Source organism: Ruegeria sp. HKCCD7628 (genome assembly GCF_057221005.1).
Genome location: NZ_JBWVBA010000001.1, coordinates 1 through 17,610, shown reverse-complemented (window position 1 = coordinate 17,610; position 17,610 = coordinate 1). Strand labels below are relative to the sequence as shown.

Genomic DNA, 17,610 nt, shown 5'->3' with positions numbered 1-17,610 from the left:
CCGGGCCCAAGAGGGTCCGGCCTTTTTCTTTAGTTCGTTATGATCTCTGGCCCCATGAAGGTGTTGGGCAGGAAGGTCGATATCCACGGTATGTACGTCACCATGATCAAGAAGACGAACAGCACGGCCAAGAACGGCAACGCCGCTTTCACAACGCTCATCATCGGCATCCCGGCCACGCCCGAAGTCACGAACAGGTTCAACCCGACCGGAGGTGTAATCATCCCGATCTCCATGTTGACCACCATGATGATGCCCAGATGGATTGGGTCGATTCCCAGCTCGATGGCAATCGGGAACACCAGCGGTGCGACGATGACCAGCAGGCCCGAGGGCTCCATGAACTGACCACCGATCAGAAGGATCACGTTCACCACGATCAGGAAAGTCACAGGACCCAGACCTGCAGACAACATTGCGCTAGCGATGTGCTGTGGCACTTGCTCGTCCGTCAGAACGTGTTTCAGGATCAGCGCGTTGGCGATCACGAACAGCAGCGTGACAGTCAGCTTGCCGGCCTCGAACAGCGTATGCTTGGTGTCCGGGTGAAAGAACGCGGTTACCAGCGCATAAGGCTTTTTGATCAAAGGCAGGTTCTGCTGGCCCTCTTCGGTGCTGAGCGGCCCCATATCTTTGTAGACAAAGCTGGCAATCAGGAAAGAGTACACCGCAGCGACGGCTGCCGCCTCGGTCGGGGTGAAGATACCGCCATAGATACCACCCAGAATGATGACGATAAGGAACAGGCCCCATCCGGCCTCGCGCGCCGAGGCAAAGATCTCACCCCACCCTTTCCAATCGCCTTTGGGCAGGTTCTTGACCTTGGCCATGACATAGATGGTGATCATCAGCATCAGACCCGCCATCAAGCCTGGAATAACGCCTGCAAGGAACATGCGCCCGACCGACACCTCAACGGCGGCCGCATAGACGACCATCACGATCGACGGCGGGATCAGGATGCCCAGAGTACCAGCGTTACAGATCACACCAGCGGCGAATTCCTTGGAATACCCCACCTGACGCATGCCCGCGATCACGATGGAGCCGATGGCCACCACGGTCGCCGGGGACGAGCCTGACAGCGCCGCAAACAACATACAGGCAAACACACCCGCAATCGCCAAACCACCCGGAAGATGCCCCACACAGGCAATCGAGAACCGGATAATCCTCCGCGCCACACCACCCGTCGTCATGAAGGACGACGCGAGGATAAAGAACGGGATCGCCAACAAGGTGAAATGGCCCTCGAATGCCTCGAACAGTGTGCCTGCGACCGAGGCCAGCGAACTGTCAGAATAGATCAGCAGGAACAGGGTCGAACTGAGGCCAAGCGCCACCGCAATCGGAACACCGATCAGCAGCAAGCCAATGACCATTGAGAAAAGAAGAACGACGTCCATTAGTCATGCACCCCTTGTTGTGCGCGGACTTCTTCGATCTCGTCCTCGACTTCGTGGCTGGCGACAAGGCGGTCGGCCTCTCCGCGCCAGATTTGAATGGCGGCTTGCGTAAACCGGATCACCAGCAACAGCATGGATACGGGCAGCACCAGATACGGAATGACCTTTGGGATTTTCTCGTACCCTTCACCATAGTTGATCAGGTCTTCCAGAAAGCGCAGCGGCGCGACCATCGGAATATCGTCAACCTCATAAAAACTCTGACTGCGCGCCCCGGTATCAAACCCGGTTGGGAACCAGCGCCCCGACGTGGGTGGCAGATCCGCAAACACAGCCCAATAGTCATACGACCCCTTCAGCAACAGCAACGAAAAGACCAGACAGCAAGCCACTGCGATCAGAGCCAGCACACGGCGCGGTGCAGGTGGCAGCATGTTAAGGATCGCATCAACGCCCAGATGCGCATGTTTCTTGACCGCATAAGACGCGCCAAGCAGCACCAGCCACCCGAACATGAACACAGTCATTTCAAGTGCCCACAGGATATTGGAATTAAAGGCAAACCGCGCGATCACGTTGGCAAACGTCACAGCCGTCATCAGGCCAAGCAACACCGCGATCAGGGTTTCCTCGATATGGTCGATCAGCCCGCCTTGGCCGGGATTCGCACCAGACATCTCTCTGTCCCCACATTTTTAGGATGATTGATTGGGGCGGGCCTGATGCGGCCCGCCCGGCCTGCGCGTCGATAACTCCCCAGTCCCCCGACGCGCGGCGATCCGGATCAGAACCCGGCGTTGATCGCCTGAGCGGCGTCGATTTTGTCTTGGCCTACATCACCAGCGAATTTGTCCCAAACAGGCTTCATGGCATCGACCCAAGCCTGACGCTGTTCAGCGTTCAATTCACGGATGGTGCCACCAGCGTCGATAACCGACTGCTTGGCCGCTTCGTTGACTGCAAAGGCTTCTTTGTTGCGCGTCTCGGTGACTTCACCCAGGATCGTCAGGAATTGATCGCGCACTTCGGGGTCCAGGCTGTCCAGCCAGTCAACCGAGGTCACGACCAGATAGTCGATGATACCGTGGTTGGTTTCGGTGATACCGTCCTGCACCTCGAAGAACTTCTTGCCATAGATGTTCGACCAGGTGTTTTCCTGGCCATCCACAACACCCTGCTGCAGAGCGCCATACACTTCCGAGAACGCCATCTTCTGCGGGCTACCACCGATCGCTTCCATTTGCGCGACCAGCACGTCCGACGACTGCACGCGGAACTTCAGACCATTAGCATCTGCCGGTGTTTCCAGTGGCTTGTTGGCGGACATCTGCTTCATGCCATTGTGCCAGAACGCCAATCCCTGCAGGCCGCGGCGCTGCATGCTGTCCTTCATGGCCTGACCGTCGGCCGAGGCTTGGAACGCATCCACTGCATCGATGTTCTTGAACATGAACGGCAGGTCAAATAGCCGGAATTGCTTGGTGAATTTTTCAAACTTGGACAGCGACGGCGCAGCTAGCTGAACATCGCCCTGCAACATAGCCTCAAGGACCTTGTCGTCATTATAGAGGGTCGAGTTAGGGAAAACCTCCATACACATGACGCCATTCATTTCATCGTTCACACGCTGCTCAAGCAGCGACGCTGCTATACCCTTGGGGTGCTTGTCGGTGTTCGTCACGTGAGCGAACTTCACCACGATCTCACCATCGTCACACGCTGCCATACCGGCAGTTGCCGTCACAGTCAGAGCAACTGCTGTCGCGGCTGTTGTCAGGAATTTCATCTGTCTTTTCCTCCCAGACTTCTCAGAAACTTCTCAAGAGCGCCGCCAAGGCGCCTTATGCCGGGCAGTGAACCGAATCGCCTGCCACCGCTCAACTTTTTGTTGGGGATGCGCGCGCTTCGTTTTAAACCATTGTTTTTATTACACGTATCAGCGTTTCAACTAAGTCTGCCGTGAACCAACCTGGACTACGTGCGAAATTCCACACAAGGAAATCTGCCTTTGTGCGGATTTTCGCACATATTTCGAACCGTACGATTAGAATCACCCGACAACACCTGCGCCACCGCAGTCCGCACCAGCGGACTGCCACGCCCAAAGCCTTGAATTGCATGAAAATGGAGTGACAGGCGGCGGGAGAACCTACCTTCGGTAATCCTCGGGGCGAATGCCATAACGCGCTAGTTTGTCGTAGAAGGTCTTACGCGGCAGTTTTAGCGCTTTGGCCGCGTCCGAGGCCTTGCCATTGTGGCGCCCCAAAGATGCAATCAAAAGCGAACGTTCGACTTGGGCCATCTGCTCACTCAGCCCCAGCTCAGCGGCCGAAGCGACCTCGTCCGGCATCCCAAGAACAAACCGCATGGCCGCTGACATCAGGGATCGCGCATTGCCCGGCCAGTCCTGCGTCATCAATGACGCCAAATGTTCCGACGTGATATCCGGTGCAGCAATCCCGGCCTGCTCGGCCGCTTGTGCAACATAGTGGCGAAAGATCACCGGAATATCCTCGGGGCGTTCAGCAAGCGACGGTATCCGAACCCGCATCACGTCCAAACGATAGAAAAGGTCGGCATGAAACTGTCCCGCATCAGACAAGCGCGCGAGATCAGCAGTGGTTCCGGCGATGATACGCGCGCCGACCCCTTGCTCGACGATTTCAAGGGCAGCGTACTGGGTTTCAGTCGGCATCGCCGAAATCTCATCCAAAAACAATGAGCCCCCCGCGGCGTCCTCGCAAACATGTCGTAACTCCTGCACCGTCAACCCCGAGGCAGGGCGCTTGACAAACGGGCCTTGCGATTGCGGAGACATCAAATGCACCACTTCAGCCACCTTTGAAATGCCGCTGCCTGCGGGGCCGGTCACGAGAACCTCTACCCCTGTCCGGGCAACCGTACGAACCCGTTCCCTAAGCCGCTCGGCTTGCGCAGACAGGCCGAACAGAAGCCGCGCGGCTGGATCTCCTTTTTCCAACTCAGTTTTCAAGGCACGCTGTTCCAGAACGTGTCGCCGCGCCGCCTGTGCGCGTTCCAGAACCTCGAGCAAGTCCGAGGCAGCGCATGGTTTTTCGAGAAAATCAAATGCACCTGTCCCCATCGCACGAACGGCCATGGGGACATCACCTTCGCCAGTCAACAAGATCACCGGCAGATCGGCATCAACCTCACGCGCGTAGTTCAACAGGTGAAACCCGTCACGTCCGGGCATCCTGATGTCCGACACGATAACACCTGCAAAATCAGCCCGAATGTGATCCTTGGCGGCTACGAAAGACCCAGCAGTCACGGGCGCGTAATCCGCCAGCTCCAGCGTTTGGGCCAAAGCCTCGCGCACCGCCGCATCGTCATCGACCAAAAGGACCTTTCGTGTCATGCGACCTCATCTTCCCGGTAATACTCAAGCTCGACCGTGAACATCGCCCCTGTCTGCGCGTTGGTTCCACGGATGTTACCACCAAAACTCTGGACCAACCCGTAAGAGATCGAGAGGCCCAACCCCATCCCCTCGGACGATCCCACAGCCTTGGTGGTATAGAACGGCTCGAACAGTTTTTCAGTGTTTTCGATACCTGGGCCGATATCGCGCACCGTGACCGCCAGTTTGTCACCCGTCTCGATCGCAATATTGATCAACTTGTCATCCTGCTGGCTCATGGCATCGGCGGCGTTGTTGATCAGGTTCACAAACACCTGAACAAGCCGCACCTCGCCGCCCCAAGCAAAAACAGGACCAGAAGGCAGCTGCCATTCCAGTTCGACCCCTTCGGACCGCAGGCGCGCATCGGTCAGTTCGACAGCCGTTTCGATCACCTGAACCAAGTCGACCTTACCCATAGGTTCACTTTCGTTTCGGGCAAAGGCCCGAAGGTTTTTGATGATGCGCGCCATCCGCGCCGCCATGTCGGATATGCGTGTCAGATTTTCAGCCGCACGCCCCTCGCGCCCACGCGACAAAAATGCTGTGCCATTATCGGCAAATTGCTGGATCGCCATGAGCGGCTGGTTTAGTTCGTGGCTGATCCCGGCGGACATCTGCCCCAATGCGCTTAGTTTTCCGGCCTGTATCAGCTCGGCCTGGGCTTTCTTTAATGCGGTTTCAGCCTCTTGCCGCTCATGAACTTCGCGCCTGAGAGCGGTGTTGGCAGCCGTCAGAGCACGGGTTCGCTGCGCAACACGACTTTCCAGAACGACATTGGCCTGCGCCAGCGTCCTGCGCCGCTCCGTCGCCAGGAACAACAAGGCACCAAAAGCAAAACAGATCGCAGCTACCGCGGCAGCCTGCAGCCCCGCCAAACGCCGCGCCGGAGCTACATCGACCAAAACCTCGGCCGTCATGTCGATCACGGGCAAATCAAGCGTCAGGTGCAGCGCACGTTCAGGCAGATACCTGCCCCACCCCAATCGCCAAAGCTCGTGCCCACCGATCATGGTCGAGGCGAAATCGGTCGCATTCCCTTCTGGCGGAGACAGGCCCTGCTGACCCTCGGACCGATACCAGAACAGAAGGTCGGACCGGTTCGAGATAAAGACCACCCCTTCGGAATCCACAAAGAAAACGGCCTCGGTACTGCCGCGCCATGTTTGTTCGACATCCTGAACATCGGCGACGACCATCAAGGCCCCTTGCACCCGACCCAATGCATCAAATGTCGGTGCTGCGTAAGAATAAATGCGCGCACCGCTTTCGGGAAGGACCCCGTGCGCACTCCCCAAAGCGCCCTGCAATGCGCGTTCGAACGCTGGGTGACCCGCCAGACTGCCCTGCGCGATCGGCTGTGCAGCGGTCAGAACCCGACCATTGCGGTCCAGATATAACATGTTGACGGCAGCTGTCTTATCGGCCACGTCCAGCAACATGGCTTGTGCCGCCTGACGTTGTGAGGGTGTGTCCAGCGTAGCCAGCGCAGGATGGCCCGCCATCAGAACGGCCAATTCCTGATAGACCTGCATCTGAGTGCTTAACCGGTCCGCGGCCAGTTCCAAATCGGCCTCGGCCTTCTCGCTAAGCTGCGACAACGCCTGCCTGAACCCGTAGGACCAGACGCCCGCCGACAGCAGCGCGACCGAGAACAGAAAACCTATGACGACGAATGCTCTGTGCATATCCTAGGGTCTTGCATTCAGCGCGGCCTATGGCAAGTCTGCGCGGCATGAAGAAAATCTCGCAGTCGCCGGTTGATCCCGTATTCGTTCAGGACCCCTATCCTTTTTATGACCATGCGCGCAGGTTCGGAGACCTGTTTTTCTGGGAAGACTACAACAAGGTTGCCGCAGTATCGCACAGAGCCGTTCAGACATTACTGAAAGATCGACGATTTGGGCGCGAGAAGCCAACCGAATTGCAAACCCCCGGCCCCGATCATCTGGCAGCTTGGCAGGCGATCGAGGATCATTCTCTTCTCGAACTGGAACCTCCGCGCCACACGCGATTGCGTAGTCTGGTCATAAGGGCCTTTACGTCCCGCTCTATTGCCGCGATGACCCCAGACATCGAACAACTGTGCCGCGACCTTATCCACGAATTTCCCGACGAACCGTTCGATCTGCTGCAGACATATTGCACGCAGGTGCCGGTGATCACCATTTGCCGGTTGCTGGGCGTACCCGAGCATATGGCCCCTGACCTTCTGCAATGGTCCCACGATATGGTCGCGATGTACCAGGCAAACCGAACCCGCCAGACCGAAGACCGGGCAGCGCAGGCATCAGCGCAGTTCACTGAGTTCCTAAGCAATTATATCGACCTGCGCCGCGTCGAGCCGGGTCCAGATCTGATCACAAAGCTGATCGCAGCCGAGGAAGACGGCGAAAAGCTATCGCGGGACGAATTGATTGCGACTTGTGTGCTTTTGTTGAATGCCGGACATGAGGCGACGGTCCATGCGTTGGGAAATGGCGTGAAGACACTGCTTCAGACCGAAACAAGGCCAGACGTATTGGATGAGAACCGGATTGACGGCACCGTTGAGGAGATCCTCAGATATGACCCGCCCTTACACATGTTCACACGCTACGCCTATGAGCAGGTTGATCTTTTCGGCCACAGCTTCAAACGCGGCGATGAGGTCGCCTTGTTGCTTGGCGCTGCAAACCGCGACCCTTCCGTTTGGGCCGATCCAAATCAGTTCTTACCCAGCCGAGACGTCGTAACAAATACCAGCTTTGGCGCAGGGCTGCATTTCTGCGTCGGCGCGCCACTGGCGCGCCTCGAGATTCGCATCGCCCTCAAAACCCTATTTGATCATTGCCCGTCCCTGCGCCTAGAGGGCGATCCGGACTATTCCAACACGTACCACTTTCACGGGTTGACCCGCCTCATGGTCACGACCTGAAGGATTATTCTGCGACCAGAGCGTTCAGCGGCAGCATTGTGGTCGATTTGATCTCTTCCATGGACAGCAGTGCGGTCACATTGTGAACCCGCACTTCCGAGATCAGCGTTTGGTAGAATTCGTCGTAAGCCCGCGCATTTTTGACCCGAACCTTGAGGATGTAGTCAATGTCACCCGCCAAACGATGCGCCTCTTGCACCTCGGGACGGTCGCGAAGGGCCTTAAGGAATTTGCGCTGCCAGTCTGCTTCGTGTTCGGACGTGCGTATAAGAACGAAGAACGTCGCTTCAAAACCCAGTGCCTCGGCATCCAGCAAGACGGTCTGTTGACCGATCACACCGGCCCCCTTCAGCTTGCGGATTCGGTTCCAGACCGGGGTCTTCGAACTGCCAACACGCGCGGCAATTTCGTCCAGTGATTGGCTGGCATCGCGCTGCAGCTCAACCAGAATTTTCCGATCTGTGTCGTCAATTCGCACCGACATCCCAATTTTTCCTTTGTTTCGAAACCCACGTTCTCCAACGCGCCGTCGAAAGAACATTTGTTCTTATTTATGCACCCATATGGCGCAATACCGGGAATATTTCCTATATTGCAGGTCAAGTCAAACGAACCGGAACCAAACATGCAGAACGCGCATTCACATAACGGAGCAGGACATGTCGACTTTGTCGGCGCGGGTCCGGGCGATCCTGAATTGCTGACGCTCAAGGCGTTGCGCGCGTTTGAATGCGCGGATGTGGTTTTGCATGATCGTTTGATAAGTGCCGAAGTTTTGGAATTGGCCGGCAAGACTGCTGTTCTGGTTGATGTCGGCAAAGCCGGGTTCGGTCCCTCGTGGAAGCAGCAGGATATCGACGCACTATTGGTGGAACATGCGCTGAACGGACAGCGCGTCGTCCGGTTGAAATCCGGTGATCCTACCGTGTTTGGGCGTCTGGACGAAGAGATCGAGGCCGTTGAAGCCTCGGGCATCTCGTGGGCCATCATCCCCGGTATTACTGCGGCGTCCGCAGCTATTGCTGGGATCGGTCAAAGCCTGACCCGACGTGGCCGAAATTCCTCGGTCCGGTTCTTGACGGGGCACGACATGAAGGGTTTTGCCGATCACGACTGGGCTGCTTTGGCGCGCCCAGGTTCCGTCGCAGCAATTTATATGGGTAAGAAGTCAGCCCGTTTCATCCAAGGCCGACTGATCATGCACAGTGCGGATCGAGAAACCCCCGTTACGTTGATCGAAAACGCATCGCGTTCCGACCAACGCGTTATGGCCACCAATTTGGATCGCCTACCCGCTGATCTGACCGCCGCCGAAATGGACGGCCCTACCCTCACATTCATTGGCCTTGAACCGCGCCAAGCGGCCCAGGCCCTGACCGAATTCAATAAGGAGCACGCCTGATGGCCCGCGCTTTTACCCCCAAAATCGTCACCGCAAATGACTTGCTGGAAGGCGACGTGATCTACCTGACTGAAGATGACCGCTGGTCGCGTGATCTGGCCGAAGCCGAACTGATCACCGACGAAGCCCACGCACAGGTCCGTCTGCTGGACGCCGCACGTCAGGCCAACAAGATTGTTGGAGCCTATCTGGCCGATGCCGTGGCTGGTGAAAACGGGCCCGAACCCACCCATTTCCGCGAGGACTTCCGCCGTACTGGCCCGTCCAACTATGCCCATGGCAAGCAGGAAACAGCAACGCAGCCCCGGGCCTGAGCTCAGGCCCTCTCTCTCCCCTTTCAAGGCCCCAGGTTCGGGGCTGCAACTAAGGACAGCTAATCATGTATCGCTACTCCGAGTTCGACACAGCATTTTTGGCAGAACGTAACAAGCAGTTCCGCGCGCAGGTTGAGCGTCGCATCGACGGCTCGCTGACCGAGGATGAATTCAAACCCCTGCGCCTGATGAACGGCCTGTATCTGCAGTTGCACGCGTACATGCTGCGCGTCGCGATTCCCTATGGCACGCTGTCCAGCGCACAGATGCGCCAACTGGCCCTACTGGCCGAGAAGTGGGACAAGGGCTATGGCCATTTCACCACCCGCCAGAACATCCAGTATAACTGGCCCAAGCTGAACGACGTTCCCGATATGCTGGACGCGCTGGCCGAGGTCGGCATGCACGCCATCCAGACCTCGGGCAACACCATCCGCAACGTGACTGCGGACCATTTCGCCGGTGCCGCCGCGGATGAGATCGCCGATCCCCGCCCCTATGCCGAGCTGCTGCGCCAGTGGTCCACTGATCACCCGGAATTCCAGTTCATGCCGCGTAAGTTTAAGATCGCCATCACCGGCAGCGAAAACGACCGCGCCGTGATCAAGGCACACGATATCGGCCTGCAACTGGTCGAGCGTGACGGCGTTCTGGGTGCCCGCGTGATCGTAGGTGGTGGTCTGGGCCGCACTCCGATGATCGGCAAGGAATTGTCGGATTTCGTCGCCTTTGACGATCTGCTGGCCTATCTTGAAGCGACTGTGTCCGTCTGGAACCAGATCGGCCGCCGCGACAACAAATACAAAGCGCGCATCAAGATCACCGTCCACGAAAACGGCATCAACACCATCCGCGCCAAGGTCAACGAGCGCTTCCTGCAGGTTCGCCCGCAGTTCAAGGGTGCCGATATGGCATTGTTGGAAGAGATCAAAGGCCACTTTGCAGCGCCTGATTTCCGTCAGGGCTCGGTCGCGTCGTTTGAAAGCGCCTATACCAACGATCCGGTCTTCCGTTCGTGGGTCGACACCAACATCGCGCCGCACAAGAACGCGGATCATGCGATCGTTACGATCTCGATCAAGAAACACGGCGCGACGCCGGGTGATGCGACCGCTGAGCAAATGCGCGTGATGGCTGATCTGGCCGAAGCCTTCGCCTATGATGAGCTGCGCATCAGCCACGAGCAGAACGTGATCCTGCCGCATGTCCACAAATCGGACCTGCCCGCGATCCACGCCAAGCTGAAGGAATACGAGCTGGCGACCGCCAATATCGGCCTGATCAGCGACATCATCGCCTGCCCGGGCATGGACTACTGCGCATTGGCCACCGCACGCTCAATCCCCGTTGCGCAGGAAATTGCGACCCGCTTTGACGATCTGAAGCTCGAGCATGATATCGGCCACCTGAAGATCAAGATCTCGGGCTGCATCAACGCTTGTGGGCATCACCACGTGGGCCACATCGGCATTCTGGGTCTGGATCGCGCAGGCGTCGAGAACTACCAGATCACTCTGGGCGGCGACGGCACCGAAACAGCGGCCATCGGCGATCGGACCGGCCCCGGCTTTGCCTATGATGAGATCGTTCCCGCGGTCGAGCGGATCGTGAACACCTATCTGGAACAGCGTGACAGCCCCGAAGAAGAGTTCCTGCAGACCTATCGTCGTGTCGGCATGGCTCCGTTCAAGGCGGCTCTGTACCCCGAGGCTCAGGCGAATGCCGCTTGATCTGATCCAGACGGAGCTGGGTAAAGACCGCAGCGAACTGACCGAACAGGTCGAGGCGCTGAACGCCCGGTTCCGGCACCACAGCGCGCATGACGTGATGCATGGTGCCATTGAACAGATTGAAGACCTTGCCCTAGTGTCCAGCTTCGGGGCCGAGTCAGTTGTGTTGCTGCATATGGCGGCTGTGGTCGACAAGATGACCCCGGTGCTGTTTGTGGACACGCAGATGCTGTTCACCGAAACGCTGGAATACCAACAGGAGGTCAGCGAACGTCTGGGGCTGAAAAACGTCCACATCATCCGCGCCGAAGATGAGGATGTGCAGCGCGATGACCCTTACGGCGCGCTGCGTCTGCGGGATACGGATGCATGCTGCAACTTGCGCAAAACCTTCCCGCTGCAAAAAGCCCTGACGGGCTATTGCGGCTGGATCACAGGGCGCAAGCGGTTCCAGTCCGGCACACGCGCCGCGCTTGACTTCTTTGAGGTCGAGGACGGCACCGGTCGGATCAAGGTTAACCCGCTGGCCCATTGGGCGCCCGAGGACGTGCGCGCCTATATGGAAGAAAACAACCTGCCCCGGCATCCGCTGGTGGCCAAAGGATACCCTTCGATCGGCTGTGCGCCCTGCACCTCACCGGTCAAAGAAGGCGAAGACCCCCGCGCCGGACGCTGGCGCGACCAGAACAAGGAAGAATGCGGCATCCATTTTGTCGATGGCAAAATGGTGCGCGCCGGAGAGACAACATGAACGTAATCGTAACTGATGAGGGCTTTGCCCCCGACGACTGGACCGATGGGTTTGTCACGCTGGAAGACGCCGCCAACGACGTGGTTGCGCTGGATGTGGCTTCGGACACCGACCCGGATGAACTGTATGACCGCCTCGGCAGCGCCAAAATGGTTCGCGTGGACTTTCCGTCCTCGGCCGATGGGCGCGGGTTTACCATCGCGCGCATTCTGCGCTTGAAAGGCTATACCGGGCGTTTGCGCGCGCGCGGCCATGTCTTGGCCGATCAGTTTGCGATGGCCCGTCGCAGCGGCTTTGACGAAGTCGAGATCGACCAGGCCCTTGCGCAACGTCAGCCCGAAGATCAGTGGTTGGCCCGCGCCAACTGGCAGGACAACAATTATCAATCCCGCCTGCGCGGATAACTGAACTTTACGTCAGTCAGTGCGACGTTGGGGCAACTGCCCCTTTTCCTGACGTGGATCAAAGATTAAACGGAGATGTCGGTTTACCCAACCGGCAGTGAAACGATGACAGAGATGAAGCCCGTGACCGAAGCAACCGCCGTAAAGGCCCCCGTTCTGCCGGACGCGCAGACCGTAACCGACGTCAAACATTGGACCGACAGCCTATTTTCCTTCAAGGTGTCGCGCCCTGCCTCGCTGCGTTTCCGCTCGGGCGAGTTTGTGATGATCGGCTTGCTGGGCGACAATGGGAAACCTTTGCTGCGCGCATATTCCATTGCATCGCCGTCCTGGGACGAAGAGCTGGAGTTCTATTCGATCAAGGTGCAAGACGGCCCTTTGACTTCGAAGCTGCAGCACATCAAGCCCGGCGACCAGATCATCCTGCGACCCAAGCCCGTTGGTACGCTGGTCCATGACGCTCTGCTTCCGGGCAAACGTCTGTGGTTCTTTGCCACCGGCACCGGCTTTGCCCCCTTCGCCTCGCTGTTGCGCGAGCCGCAGACCTATGAGGATTACGATGAGGTCATCATCACCCATACCTGCCGCGAAGTGGCCGAGCTGGAATATGGTCGCCAACTGATCGAAAACATCCGTCAGGACGAGATGCTGGCCGAGTTGATGGGCGAAGGTTTCGCCGACAAGATCCGGTATTACCCGACCACCACTCGGGAAGAGAGCCCCAAGATGGGCCGCATCACCGACCTGCTGAAAGACGGCACTGTCTTTGCTGATCTGGGTATCGAAGGCGGCATTAAGCCGGAAACCGATCGCGGCATGGTCTGCGGGTCGCTAGCTTTCAATCTGGATATCAAGGAGATTCTGGAGGAGTTCGGCCTGCGCGAAGGCGCCAATTCCGAGCCCAAGGAATTCGTGATCGAAAAAGCCTTTGTAGGCTAAACTGACTGCGCCGGGCACAGGAATGACTGTGGTCGGCGCATAAAGCTGCTGTGATACCTAAGAAATTCGGCCTTTTCGGCGCGGATCACGCTTGAATCAGCGCGCCGGGCGGTCTAAATTTCGGGCTCGAATTTCTGCAATCATCAAAGGAATGAACCCATAGCTCGCAGACCTCACAACGCGCCGCCTCAGAGAGATACCGGCCCGCGCGTCAATGAAAAAATCCGTGCCCCCGAAATCCGCCTGATTGGCGCTGACGGCGATAACGTCGGGGTGGTTCATCCCGCCAAAGCCATGCAACTTGCCGCAGATGCGGGCCTTGACCTGGTCGAGATTTCGCCCAATGCGAACCCGCCGGTCTGCAAGATCATGGATTTTGGCAAGTTTAAGTACGAGACGCAAAAACGCGAAGCCGAGGCGCGCAAAAAACAAAAAGTCATCGAGGTGAAAGAGGTCAAATTCCGCCCCAACACCGATACGCATGACTATGACGTCAAAATGAAGAACGTTTTCAAGTTTTTGGAAAAAGGCGACAAAGTCAAAGTCACTCTGCGGTTCCGTGGCCGTGAGATGGCGCACCAGAACCTTGGGCGCGAATTGTTGGAACGTGTCGCCGAGGACATCAAGGAACTGGGCAAGGTCGAAAACATGCCCAAGATGGAAGGTCGTCAGATGATCATGATGATCGGGCCGCTTCCTCAGAAGTAATCAGGACCGCGTAAACCCTGAAGAAGCCTCCTTTTTTAAAGGGGGCTTTTGTTTTGCGATCTGGCTTTTACCCAGTGGAATGAATCGTGCAGGTCAAAGCCAAGCGATATCGTATCAATGATAAGAAGCAACGTCAGGAAACCGGCGTATTCAGGCGAAAGCGCCGAATCTGCGGACAACACCATCGCGATGACAATCACCAAAGGCCCCCAGCACAACAGGTGCGGCAAAGCCATCGCCTTGCTCATCCCTCGGGCGGCTAGCATGATCGGAATATTCAGGGCCATACCGGTTACTGCCAAAACGGCGATTAACTCACCGTGTGGTTGATCCATAAAAGCCAAAGGTGCAAGGTTAACCGGGATTAAAACTACGAGAACCCAAATCTGAACCCATGTTGGAAGACTTCGAAAACTCACCCAAATATCGTTAACCATTACACTCGCCCCAATAAAAAATTTGACTAATACTTTATTGAGTTAAAAAGAAAAGTCAGTTCACAAGGGTGTTATAGCACGGTCGAAATCGCTTTGCCCAGCTTCCAGGTTAATTCTTCGATTTGTGTGTCTTCAATGACAAATGGCGGCGCCAGAAGAATGTGGTCCCCCACACGTCCATCGCGAGTACCAGCCATAGGATAGCAGATCAGACCTTCGGCAAATGCGGCCTGTTTGATCTTTCCAGCCAGTCCATTCGCCGGGTCAAATGGACGCTTGCTGCCCTGATCAGCGACCAGCTCGATCCCCCGGAACAAGCCTCGACCTCGAATATCCCCGACATTGGGATGCTGACCAAAAGCGTCTTCTAGTGAACGCTGGAGCTTTTGACCCATCGCCCCGGCTCGGGCGGGCAAATTGCGTGAGGTTAGCTCCTGGAGAACGGCCAAAGCTGCCGCCGTTGCGACGGGGTGGCCAACATAGGTATGGCCGTGCTGAAAGAACCCCGTCCCGTCACGGATCGCGCTGTAAATCCCATCTGTACAAAGCATCGCGCCTATCGGTTGATAGCCAGCCCCTAGGCCTTTCGCGATACACAATATGTCAGGCACAACTCCGTCGTGATCGCAAGCGAACAAGTGACCCGTGCGCCCCATTCCGCACATCACTTCGTCCAAGATCAAAAGCACACCGTATTTGTCGCAGATTTCACGGATTCGCCTGAAATAGCCGTCAACAGCTGGGACAGCACCCAGAGTTGCCCCGACAACGGGTTCAGCCATAAAGGCCATAACGCTGTCCGGACCCAGGCGCAAAATTTCATCTTCCAACTCGTTGGCGACGCGTTGGCCGTAGTCAAAGCTGCTCTCTCCGTCAGTTTTTTCAGCATATTCGTAACATGGTGCGATATGCGTCATCTCTATCAGCATGGGCGCAAACTGCGCCCTACGCCAGGCGTTGCCGCCAGCAGACAGCGCGCCCAACGTATTCCCGTGGTAACTTTGACGCCGCGCAATTACATGCCGTCGATCCGGCTGACCAACCTCAAGGAAATACTGTCGGGCCAACTTGATCGCAGCTTCCGTCGCTTCGGATCCTCCGGATACAAAGTAGACGCGGTCCAGACTTCCCGGCGCATTTTGTATCAACATCTCGGCCAATGCTTCCGCCGGCTCCGAGGTCATGAACCCCGTATGAGCAAAAGCAATTTTCTCAACCTGATCCTGAACGGCCTTGATGACCGACTGGTTTGAATGCCCCAGGCACGACACGGCTGCATCTCCGCAATCCAGGTATCGACGTCCCTGACTATCGATCAAATACGCCCCGTCACCCGCGACAGCGACCGGCAGTTTCGACTTCGTGTGTCTCGGAAATATGTTGCTCATAACGAACCTTTCTTAAGTGATGTAACCAAAGTCGACACGGACGCCGCATTGTCCGCCCAAACCGTTCCGTCTGGCCTGTACAAACTGTTTTCAAACCCGACCCGTACGTCTCCCCCGCGCGAGGCCGCCAGACGCAAACAAGCGTGTTCCTGTTTACCGAATGCGCAGACCATCCAGGGCGACACTCCCAAGGGAAACCGATCCAAATCTTCGAGCGCGGATTCTTGCCCCTGCATATACCGTCCCAGTACCAGAAGTCGGTCTGTCTGAGCCGATTTCACTGTTCCATTGGCCCGCCAATAGGACAGCAGAGCCGCATCTTCAGCATCATAAAGGATATGCTGCACGTGCGCTTCCATATCCGCACACACTGCGTACACTTTTGCAGCCAATTCTGGTGATCGAGCGATTTCGCGCACCGAGATTGAGACCCATTCAGGTTGAACCTTGGTAAGACAGTCCAATTGCTCGGCAACATCGTAAATACCGGCGGCCTCGGTCGTGATCTGGATATCCATGCCGGGAACGGCGCGCCGCAACTCGCTTATCGCTTCGAGATATCGCCCCGGATCCAACGAATGCACTCCTTGTTCGTCACGCACATGCAGATGGAGACCGTGTGCTCCGGCAGAAAAACATGCCTTTGCCGTCGACACTATATCGTCGATCCAAACAGGAAGTTCTGCGTGGTCTTGCGACGTGCGACGCGCGCCATTTGGCGCGACCAAAACGTAAGGACGGGGTGTGCGCTTCATCGATGCGGCCTTGATTGCTTGGGCTCACTCTAGTTGTGTGCGAACACGTTTTTAATTTACAATTTTCATAACTAATGTTTTTTTACACTATGCCAGATACACCGACCCAAATTACGCACAAGCTGCGAGACGACATCTCATCAATGCCACCGGGCCTTCAGGCGGCGGCTAAGTATATTATCGATCACCCCGGCGACTTCGCGTTGGACTCTATTAGGGTTACGGCCAGTAATATCGGTGTCAGCCCGAACGTCTTGGTTCGGTTGGCTCAGCGCATGGGGTATGATGGCTTTGAAGCGTTCCGCACACCCTTCCGCAAAACTCTGGTCACGGACCAAGAATCCCAGCTGGGCCAAGAGTGGCTGGACACCACAGAGTCCGGAAGTGAACTGGATCGGGCACAAGCGAAGTTCGCGCACAATTCATTGAATGTCGTGACCCGCTCTCTGAGACTTATGCAGCCTGCGAAGGTTTCAAAAACCATTCACTACATCACCGAATCAAACAGATGTTTTGTGACAGCAACTCGGGCAAGCCATGCCTTAGCCTACTATTTTTCATACGCGGGTCGCATGGCGCATCCTGGCATACAGCTTGCTCCGCGACATTCGGGGTCCGTCATCGATGACCTGTTGGACTCGAATGATCGGGACTGCCTGATCGCCATCACGTTTCATCCCTATTCCGCCGAAACAATCGCCGCGATGCGCTTTGCAACACAAAGGGGGTTGAAAGTCATTTTGATTTCCGAAAGCGACGTGATCGCCCCAGGCATCGAACCTGACGTTGTTTTTCAGGTCAGCACCCGATCTCAGCATCATTTTTCCAACTTCGCGGGTGCTACGGCGGTTCTGGATTGCCTTTTGGGACATCTATTTGAAACCTGTGGCGAAGATGCGCGCAAAAGAGTCGAGCGCTACCAAAAAGCGCGCGAAGATACCGGCGCGTATTGGCAACCGTCCAAACTCCCGCGACTTCGTCGATCCTAAAGTCAGCCCTGTTTTTTGCTTCAGGGCTGACGTTTGATTTAGCTACAGG

Annotated in this window: 18 protein-coding genes; 9 read left to right on the top strand and 9 right to left on the bottom strand. The window is 56.8% G+C overall.

Annotated elements, in window-relative coordinates; genetic code table 11:
- Nucleotides 1-29 precede the first annotated feature (29 nt).
- The 5 genes from AC2TAD_RS00090 to AC2TAD_RS00070 form a co-directional block, all read right to left on the bottom strand.
- A complete protein-coding gene (locus AC2TAD_RS00090) occupies nt 30-1,406 on the bottom strand; it encodes a TRAP transporter large permease (RefSeq protein ID WP_170354025.1) in 1,377 nt (458 codons plus the stop codon).
- Nucleotides 1,406-2,083 carry a TRAP transporter small permease gene (locus AC2TAD_RS00085; protein WP_170750993.1) on the bottom strand — a complete coding sequence of 226 codons (678 nt, stop codon included), beginning with the start codon at nt 2,081-2,083 and terminating at the stop codon, nt 1,406-1,408. The genes AC2TAD_RS00090 and AC2TAD_RS00085 overlap by 1 nt, the downstream gene beginning before the upstream one ends.
- A gap of 107 nt (nt 2,084-2,190) precedes the next feature.
- Nucleotides 2,191-3,192: a DctP family TRAP transporter solute-binding subunit gene (locus tag AC2TAD_RS00080; RefSeq protein ID WP_170354021.1), complete on the bottom strand. Its 1,002-nt coding sequence runs from the start codon at nt 3,190-3,192 to the stop codon at nt 2,191-2,193.
- 363 nt (nt 3,193-3,555) lie between these two features.
- Entirely contained in the window at nt 3,556-4,785 is a 1,230-nt protein-coding gene (locus AC2TAD_RS00075; protein WP_480865404.1) for a sigma-54-dependent transcriptional regulator, read from the bottom strand.
- A complete protein-coding gene (locus AC2TAD_RS00070) occupies nt 4,782-6,515 on the bottom strand; it encodes a sensor histidine kinase (protein WP_170750991.1) in 1,734 nt (577 codons plus the stop codon). Before AC2TAD_RS00070 ends, AC2TAD_RS00075 begins: the two co-directional genes overlap by 4 nt.
- Before the next feature lie 47 nt (nt 6,516-6,562).
- Between AC2TAD_RS00070 and AC2TAD_RS00065 the strand changes: the two genes are divergently transcribed.
- Entirely contained in the window at nt 6,563-7,744 is a 1,182-nt protein-coding gene (locus tag AC2TAD_RS00065) for a cytochrome P450 (RefSeq protein WP_480866630.1), read from the top strand.
- A gap of 4 nt (nt 7,745-7,748) precedes the next feature.
- Here AC2TAD_RS00065 and AC2TAD_RS00060 read toward each other — a convergent pair whose 3' ends face one another.
- A complete protein-coding gene (locus AC2TAD_RS00060; RefSeq protein ID WP_170354013.1) occupies nt 7,749-8,228 on the bottom strand; it encodes an Lrp/AsnC family transcriptional regulator in 480 nt (159 codons plus the stop codon).
- A gap of 141 nt (nt 8,229-8,369) precedes the next feature.
- On the opposite strand from AC2TAD_RS00060, the gene cobA reads away from it, so the two are divergent.
- From cobA to infC, 7 genes are all read left to right on the top strand, one after another.
- Complete coding sequence (cobA, locus tag AC2TAD_RS00055) at nt 8,370-9,146, top strand: uroporphyrinogen-III C-methyltransferase (RefSeq protein WP_480865401.1); 777 nt, start codon at nt 8,370-8,372, stop codon at nt 9,144-9,146.
- Nucleotides 9,146-9,460, top strand: a complete 315-nt coding sequence (locus AC2TAD_RS00050) for a DUF2849 domain-containing protein (RefSeq protein WP_170354009.1) — start codon at nt 9,146-9,148, stop codon at nt 9,458-9,460. Before cobA ends, AC2TAD_RS00050 begins: the two co-directional genes overlap by 1 nt.
- A 65-nt stretch (nt 9,461-9,525) precedes the next feature.
- The gene (locus AC2TAD_RS00045) at nt 9,526-11,190 is read left to right on the top strand and encodes a nitrite/sulfite reductase (protein WP_480865399.1); all 1,665 of its coding nucleotides are present in this window, start codon (nt 9,526-9,528) and stop codon (nt 11,188-11,190) included.
- The gene (locus AC2TAD_RS00040; protein ID WP_480865397.1) at nt 11,180-11,941 is read left to right on the top strand and encodes a phosphoadenylyl-sulfate reductase; all 762 of its coding nucleotides are present in this window, start codon (nt 11,180-11,182) and stop codon (nt 11,939-11,941) included. Before AC2TAD_RS00045 ends, AC2TAD_RS00040 begins: the two co-directional genes overlap by 11 nt.
- Nucleotides 11,938-12,345 (top strand): DUF934 domain-containing protein, encoded by a 408-nt coding sequence (locus tag AC2TAD_RS00035; protein WP_480865395.1) that lies wholly within the window; start codon nt 11,938-11,940, stop codon nt 12,343-12,345. Before AC2TAD_RS00040 ends, AC2TAD_RS00035 begins: the two co-directional genes overlap by 4 nt.
- A 105-nt stretch (nt 12,346-12,450) precedes the next feature.
- Nucleotides 12,451-13,284, top strand: coding sequence for a ferredoxin--NADP reductase (locus AC2TAD_RS00030; protein ID WP_170354002.1), 834 nt, complete (start codon nt 12,451-12,453; stop codon nt 13,282-13,284).
- Between the two features lie 117 nt (nt 13,285-13,401).
- Nucleotides 13,402-13,992 carry a translation initiation factor IF-3 gene (gene infC / locus AC2TAD_RS00025; RefSeq protein ID WP_331251861.1) on the top strand — a complete coding sequence of 197 codons (591 nt, stop codon included), beginning with the start codon at nt 13,402-13,404 and terminating at the stop codon, nt 13,990-13,992.
- 35 nt (nt 13,993-14,027) lie between these two features.
- Here the strand turns inward: infC and AC2TAD_RS00020 are convergent, their stop codons facing one another.
- The 3 genes from AC2TAD_RS00020 to AC2TAD_RS00010 form a co-directional block, all read right to left on the bottom strand.
- Nucleotides 14,028-14,429 (bottom strand): hypothetical protein, encoded by a 402-nt coding sequence (locus AC2TAD_RS00020; RefSeq protein WP_170750977.1) that lies wholly within the window; start codon nt 14,427-14,429, stop codon nt 14,028-14,030.
- A gap of 71 nt (nt 14,430-14,500) precedes the next feature.
- Entirely contained in the window at nt 14,501-15,817 is a 1,317-nt protein-coding gene (locus AC2TAD_RS00015; RefSeq protein WP_480865393.1) for an aspartate aminotransferase family protein, read from the bottom strand.
- Nucleotides 15,814-16,572: a beta-keto acid cleavage family enzyme gene (locus AC2TAD_RS00010; RefSeq protein ID WP_480865391.1), complete on the bottom strand. Its 759-nt coding sequence runs from the start codon at nt 16,570-16,572 to the stop codon at nt 15,814-15,816. Before AC2TAD_RS00010 ends, AC2TAD_RS00015 begins: the two co-directional genes overlap by 4 nt.
- 89 nt (nt 16,573-16,661) lie before the next feature.
- Here AC2TAD_RS00010 and AC2TAD_RS00005 point away from each other — a divergent pair, with 89 nt between their 5' ends.
- Nucleotides 16,662-17,561, top strand: coding sequence for a MurR/RpiR family transcriptional regulator (locus AC2TAD_RS00005; RefSeq protein ID WP_480865389.1), 900 nt, complete (start codon nt 16,662-16,664; stop codon nt 17,559-17,561).
- Nucleotides 17,562-17,610: the final 49 nt, after the last annotated feature.

Coding starts and splice junctions, on each gene's coding strand:
- AC2TAD_RS00020 (WP_170750977.1), bottom strand. CDS start 14,429: ATGGTTAACGATATTTGGGTGAGTTTTCGAAGTCTTCCAACATGGGTT.
- AC2TAD_RS00085 (WP_170750993.1), bottom strand. CDS start 2,083: ATGTCTGGTGCGAATCCCGGCCAAGGCGGGCTGATCGACCATATCGAG.
- AC2TAD_RS00080 (WP_170354021.1), bottom strand. CDS start 3,192: ATGAAATTCCTGACAACAGCCGCGACAGCAGTTGCTCTGACTGTGACG.
- AC2TAD_RS00045 (WP_480865399.1), top strand. CDS start 9,526: ATGTATCGCTACTCCGAGTTCGACACAGCATTTTTGGCAGAACGTAAC.
- AC2TAD_RS00010 (WP_480865391.1), bottom strand. CDS start 16,572: ATGAAGCGCACACCCCGTCCTTACGTTTTGGTCGCGCCAAATGGCGCG.
- AC2TAD_RS00050 (WP_170354009.1), top strand. CDS start 9,146: ATGGCCCGCGCTTTTACCCCCAAAATCGTCACCGCAAATGACTTGCTG.
- AC2TAD_RS00005 (WP_480865389.1), top strand. CDS start 16,662: ATGCCAGATACACCGACCCAAATTACGCACAAGCTGCGAGACGACATC.
- AC2TAD_RS00040 (WP_480865397.1), top strand. CDS start 11,180: ATGCCGCTTGATCTGATCCAGACGGAGCTGGGTAAAGACCGCAGCGAA.
- AC2TAD_RS00015 (WP_480865393.1), bottom strand. CDS start 15,817: ATGAGCAACATATTTCCGAGACACACGAAGTCGAAACTGCCGGTCGCT.
- AC2TAD_RS00090 (WP_170354025.1), bottom strand. CDS start 1,406: ATGGACGTCGTTCTTCTTTTCTCAATGGTCATTGGCTTGCTGCTGATC.
- cobA (WP_480865401.1), top strand. CDS start 8,370: ATGCAGAACGCGCATTCACATAACGGAGCAGGACATGTCGACTTTGTC.
- AC2TAD_RS00030 (WP_170354002.1), top strand. CDS start 12,451: ATGACAGAGATGAAGCCCGTGACCGAAGCAACCGCCGTAAAGGCCCCC.
- AC2TAD_RS00035 (WP_480865395.1), top strand. CDS start 11,938: ATGAACGTAATCGTAACTGATGAGGGCTTTGCCCCCGACGACTGGACC.
- AC2TAD_RS00070 (WP_170750991.1), bottom strand. CDS start 6,515: ATGCACAGAGCATTCGTCGTCATAGGTTTTCTGTTCTCGGTCGCGCTG.
- AC2TAD_RS00075 (WP_480865404.1), bottom strand. CDS start 4,785: ATGACACGAAAGGTCCTTTTGGTCGATGACGATGCGGCGGTGCGCGAG.
- AC2TAD_RS00060 (WP_170354013.1), bottom strand. CDS start 8,228: ATGTCGGTGCGAATTGACGACACAGATCGGAAAATTCTGGTTGAGCTG.
- AC2TAD_RS00065 (WP_480866630.1), top strand. CDS start 6,563: ATGAAGAAAATCTCGCAGTCGCCGGTTGATCCCGTATTCGTTCAGGAC.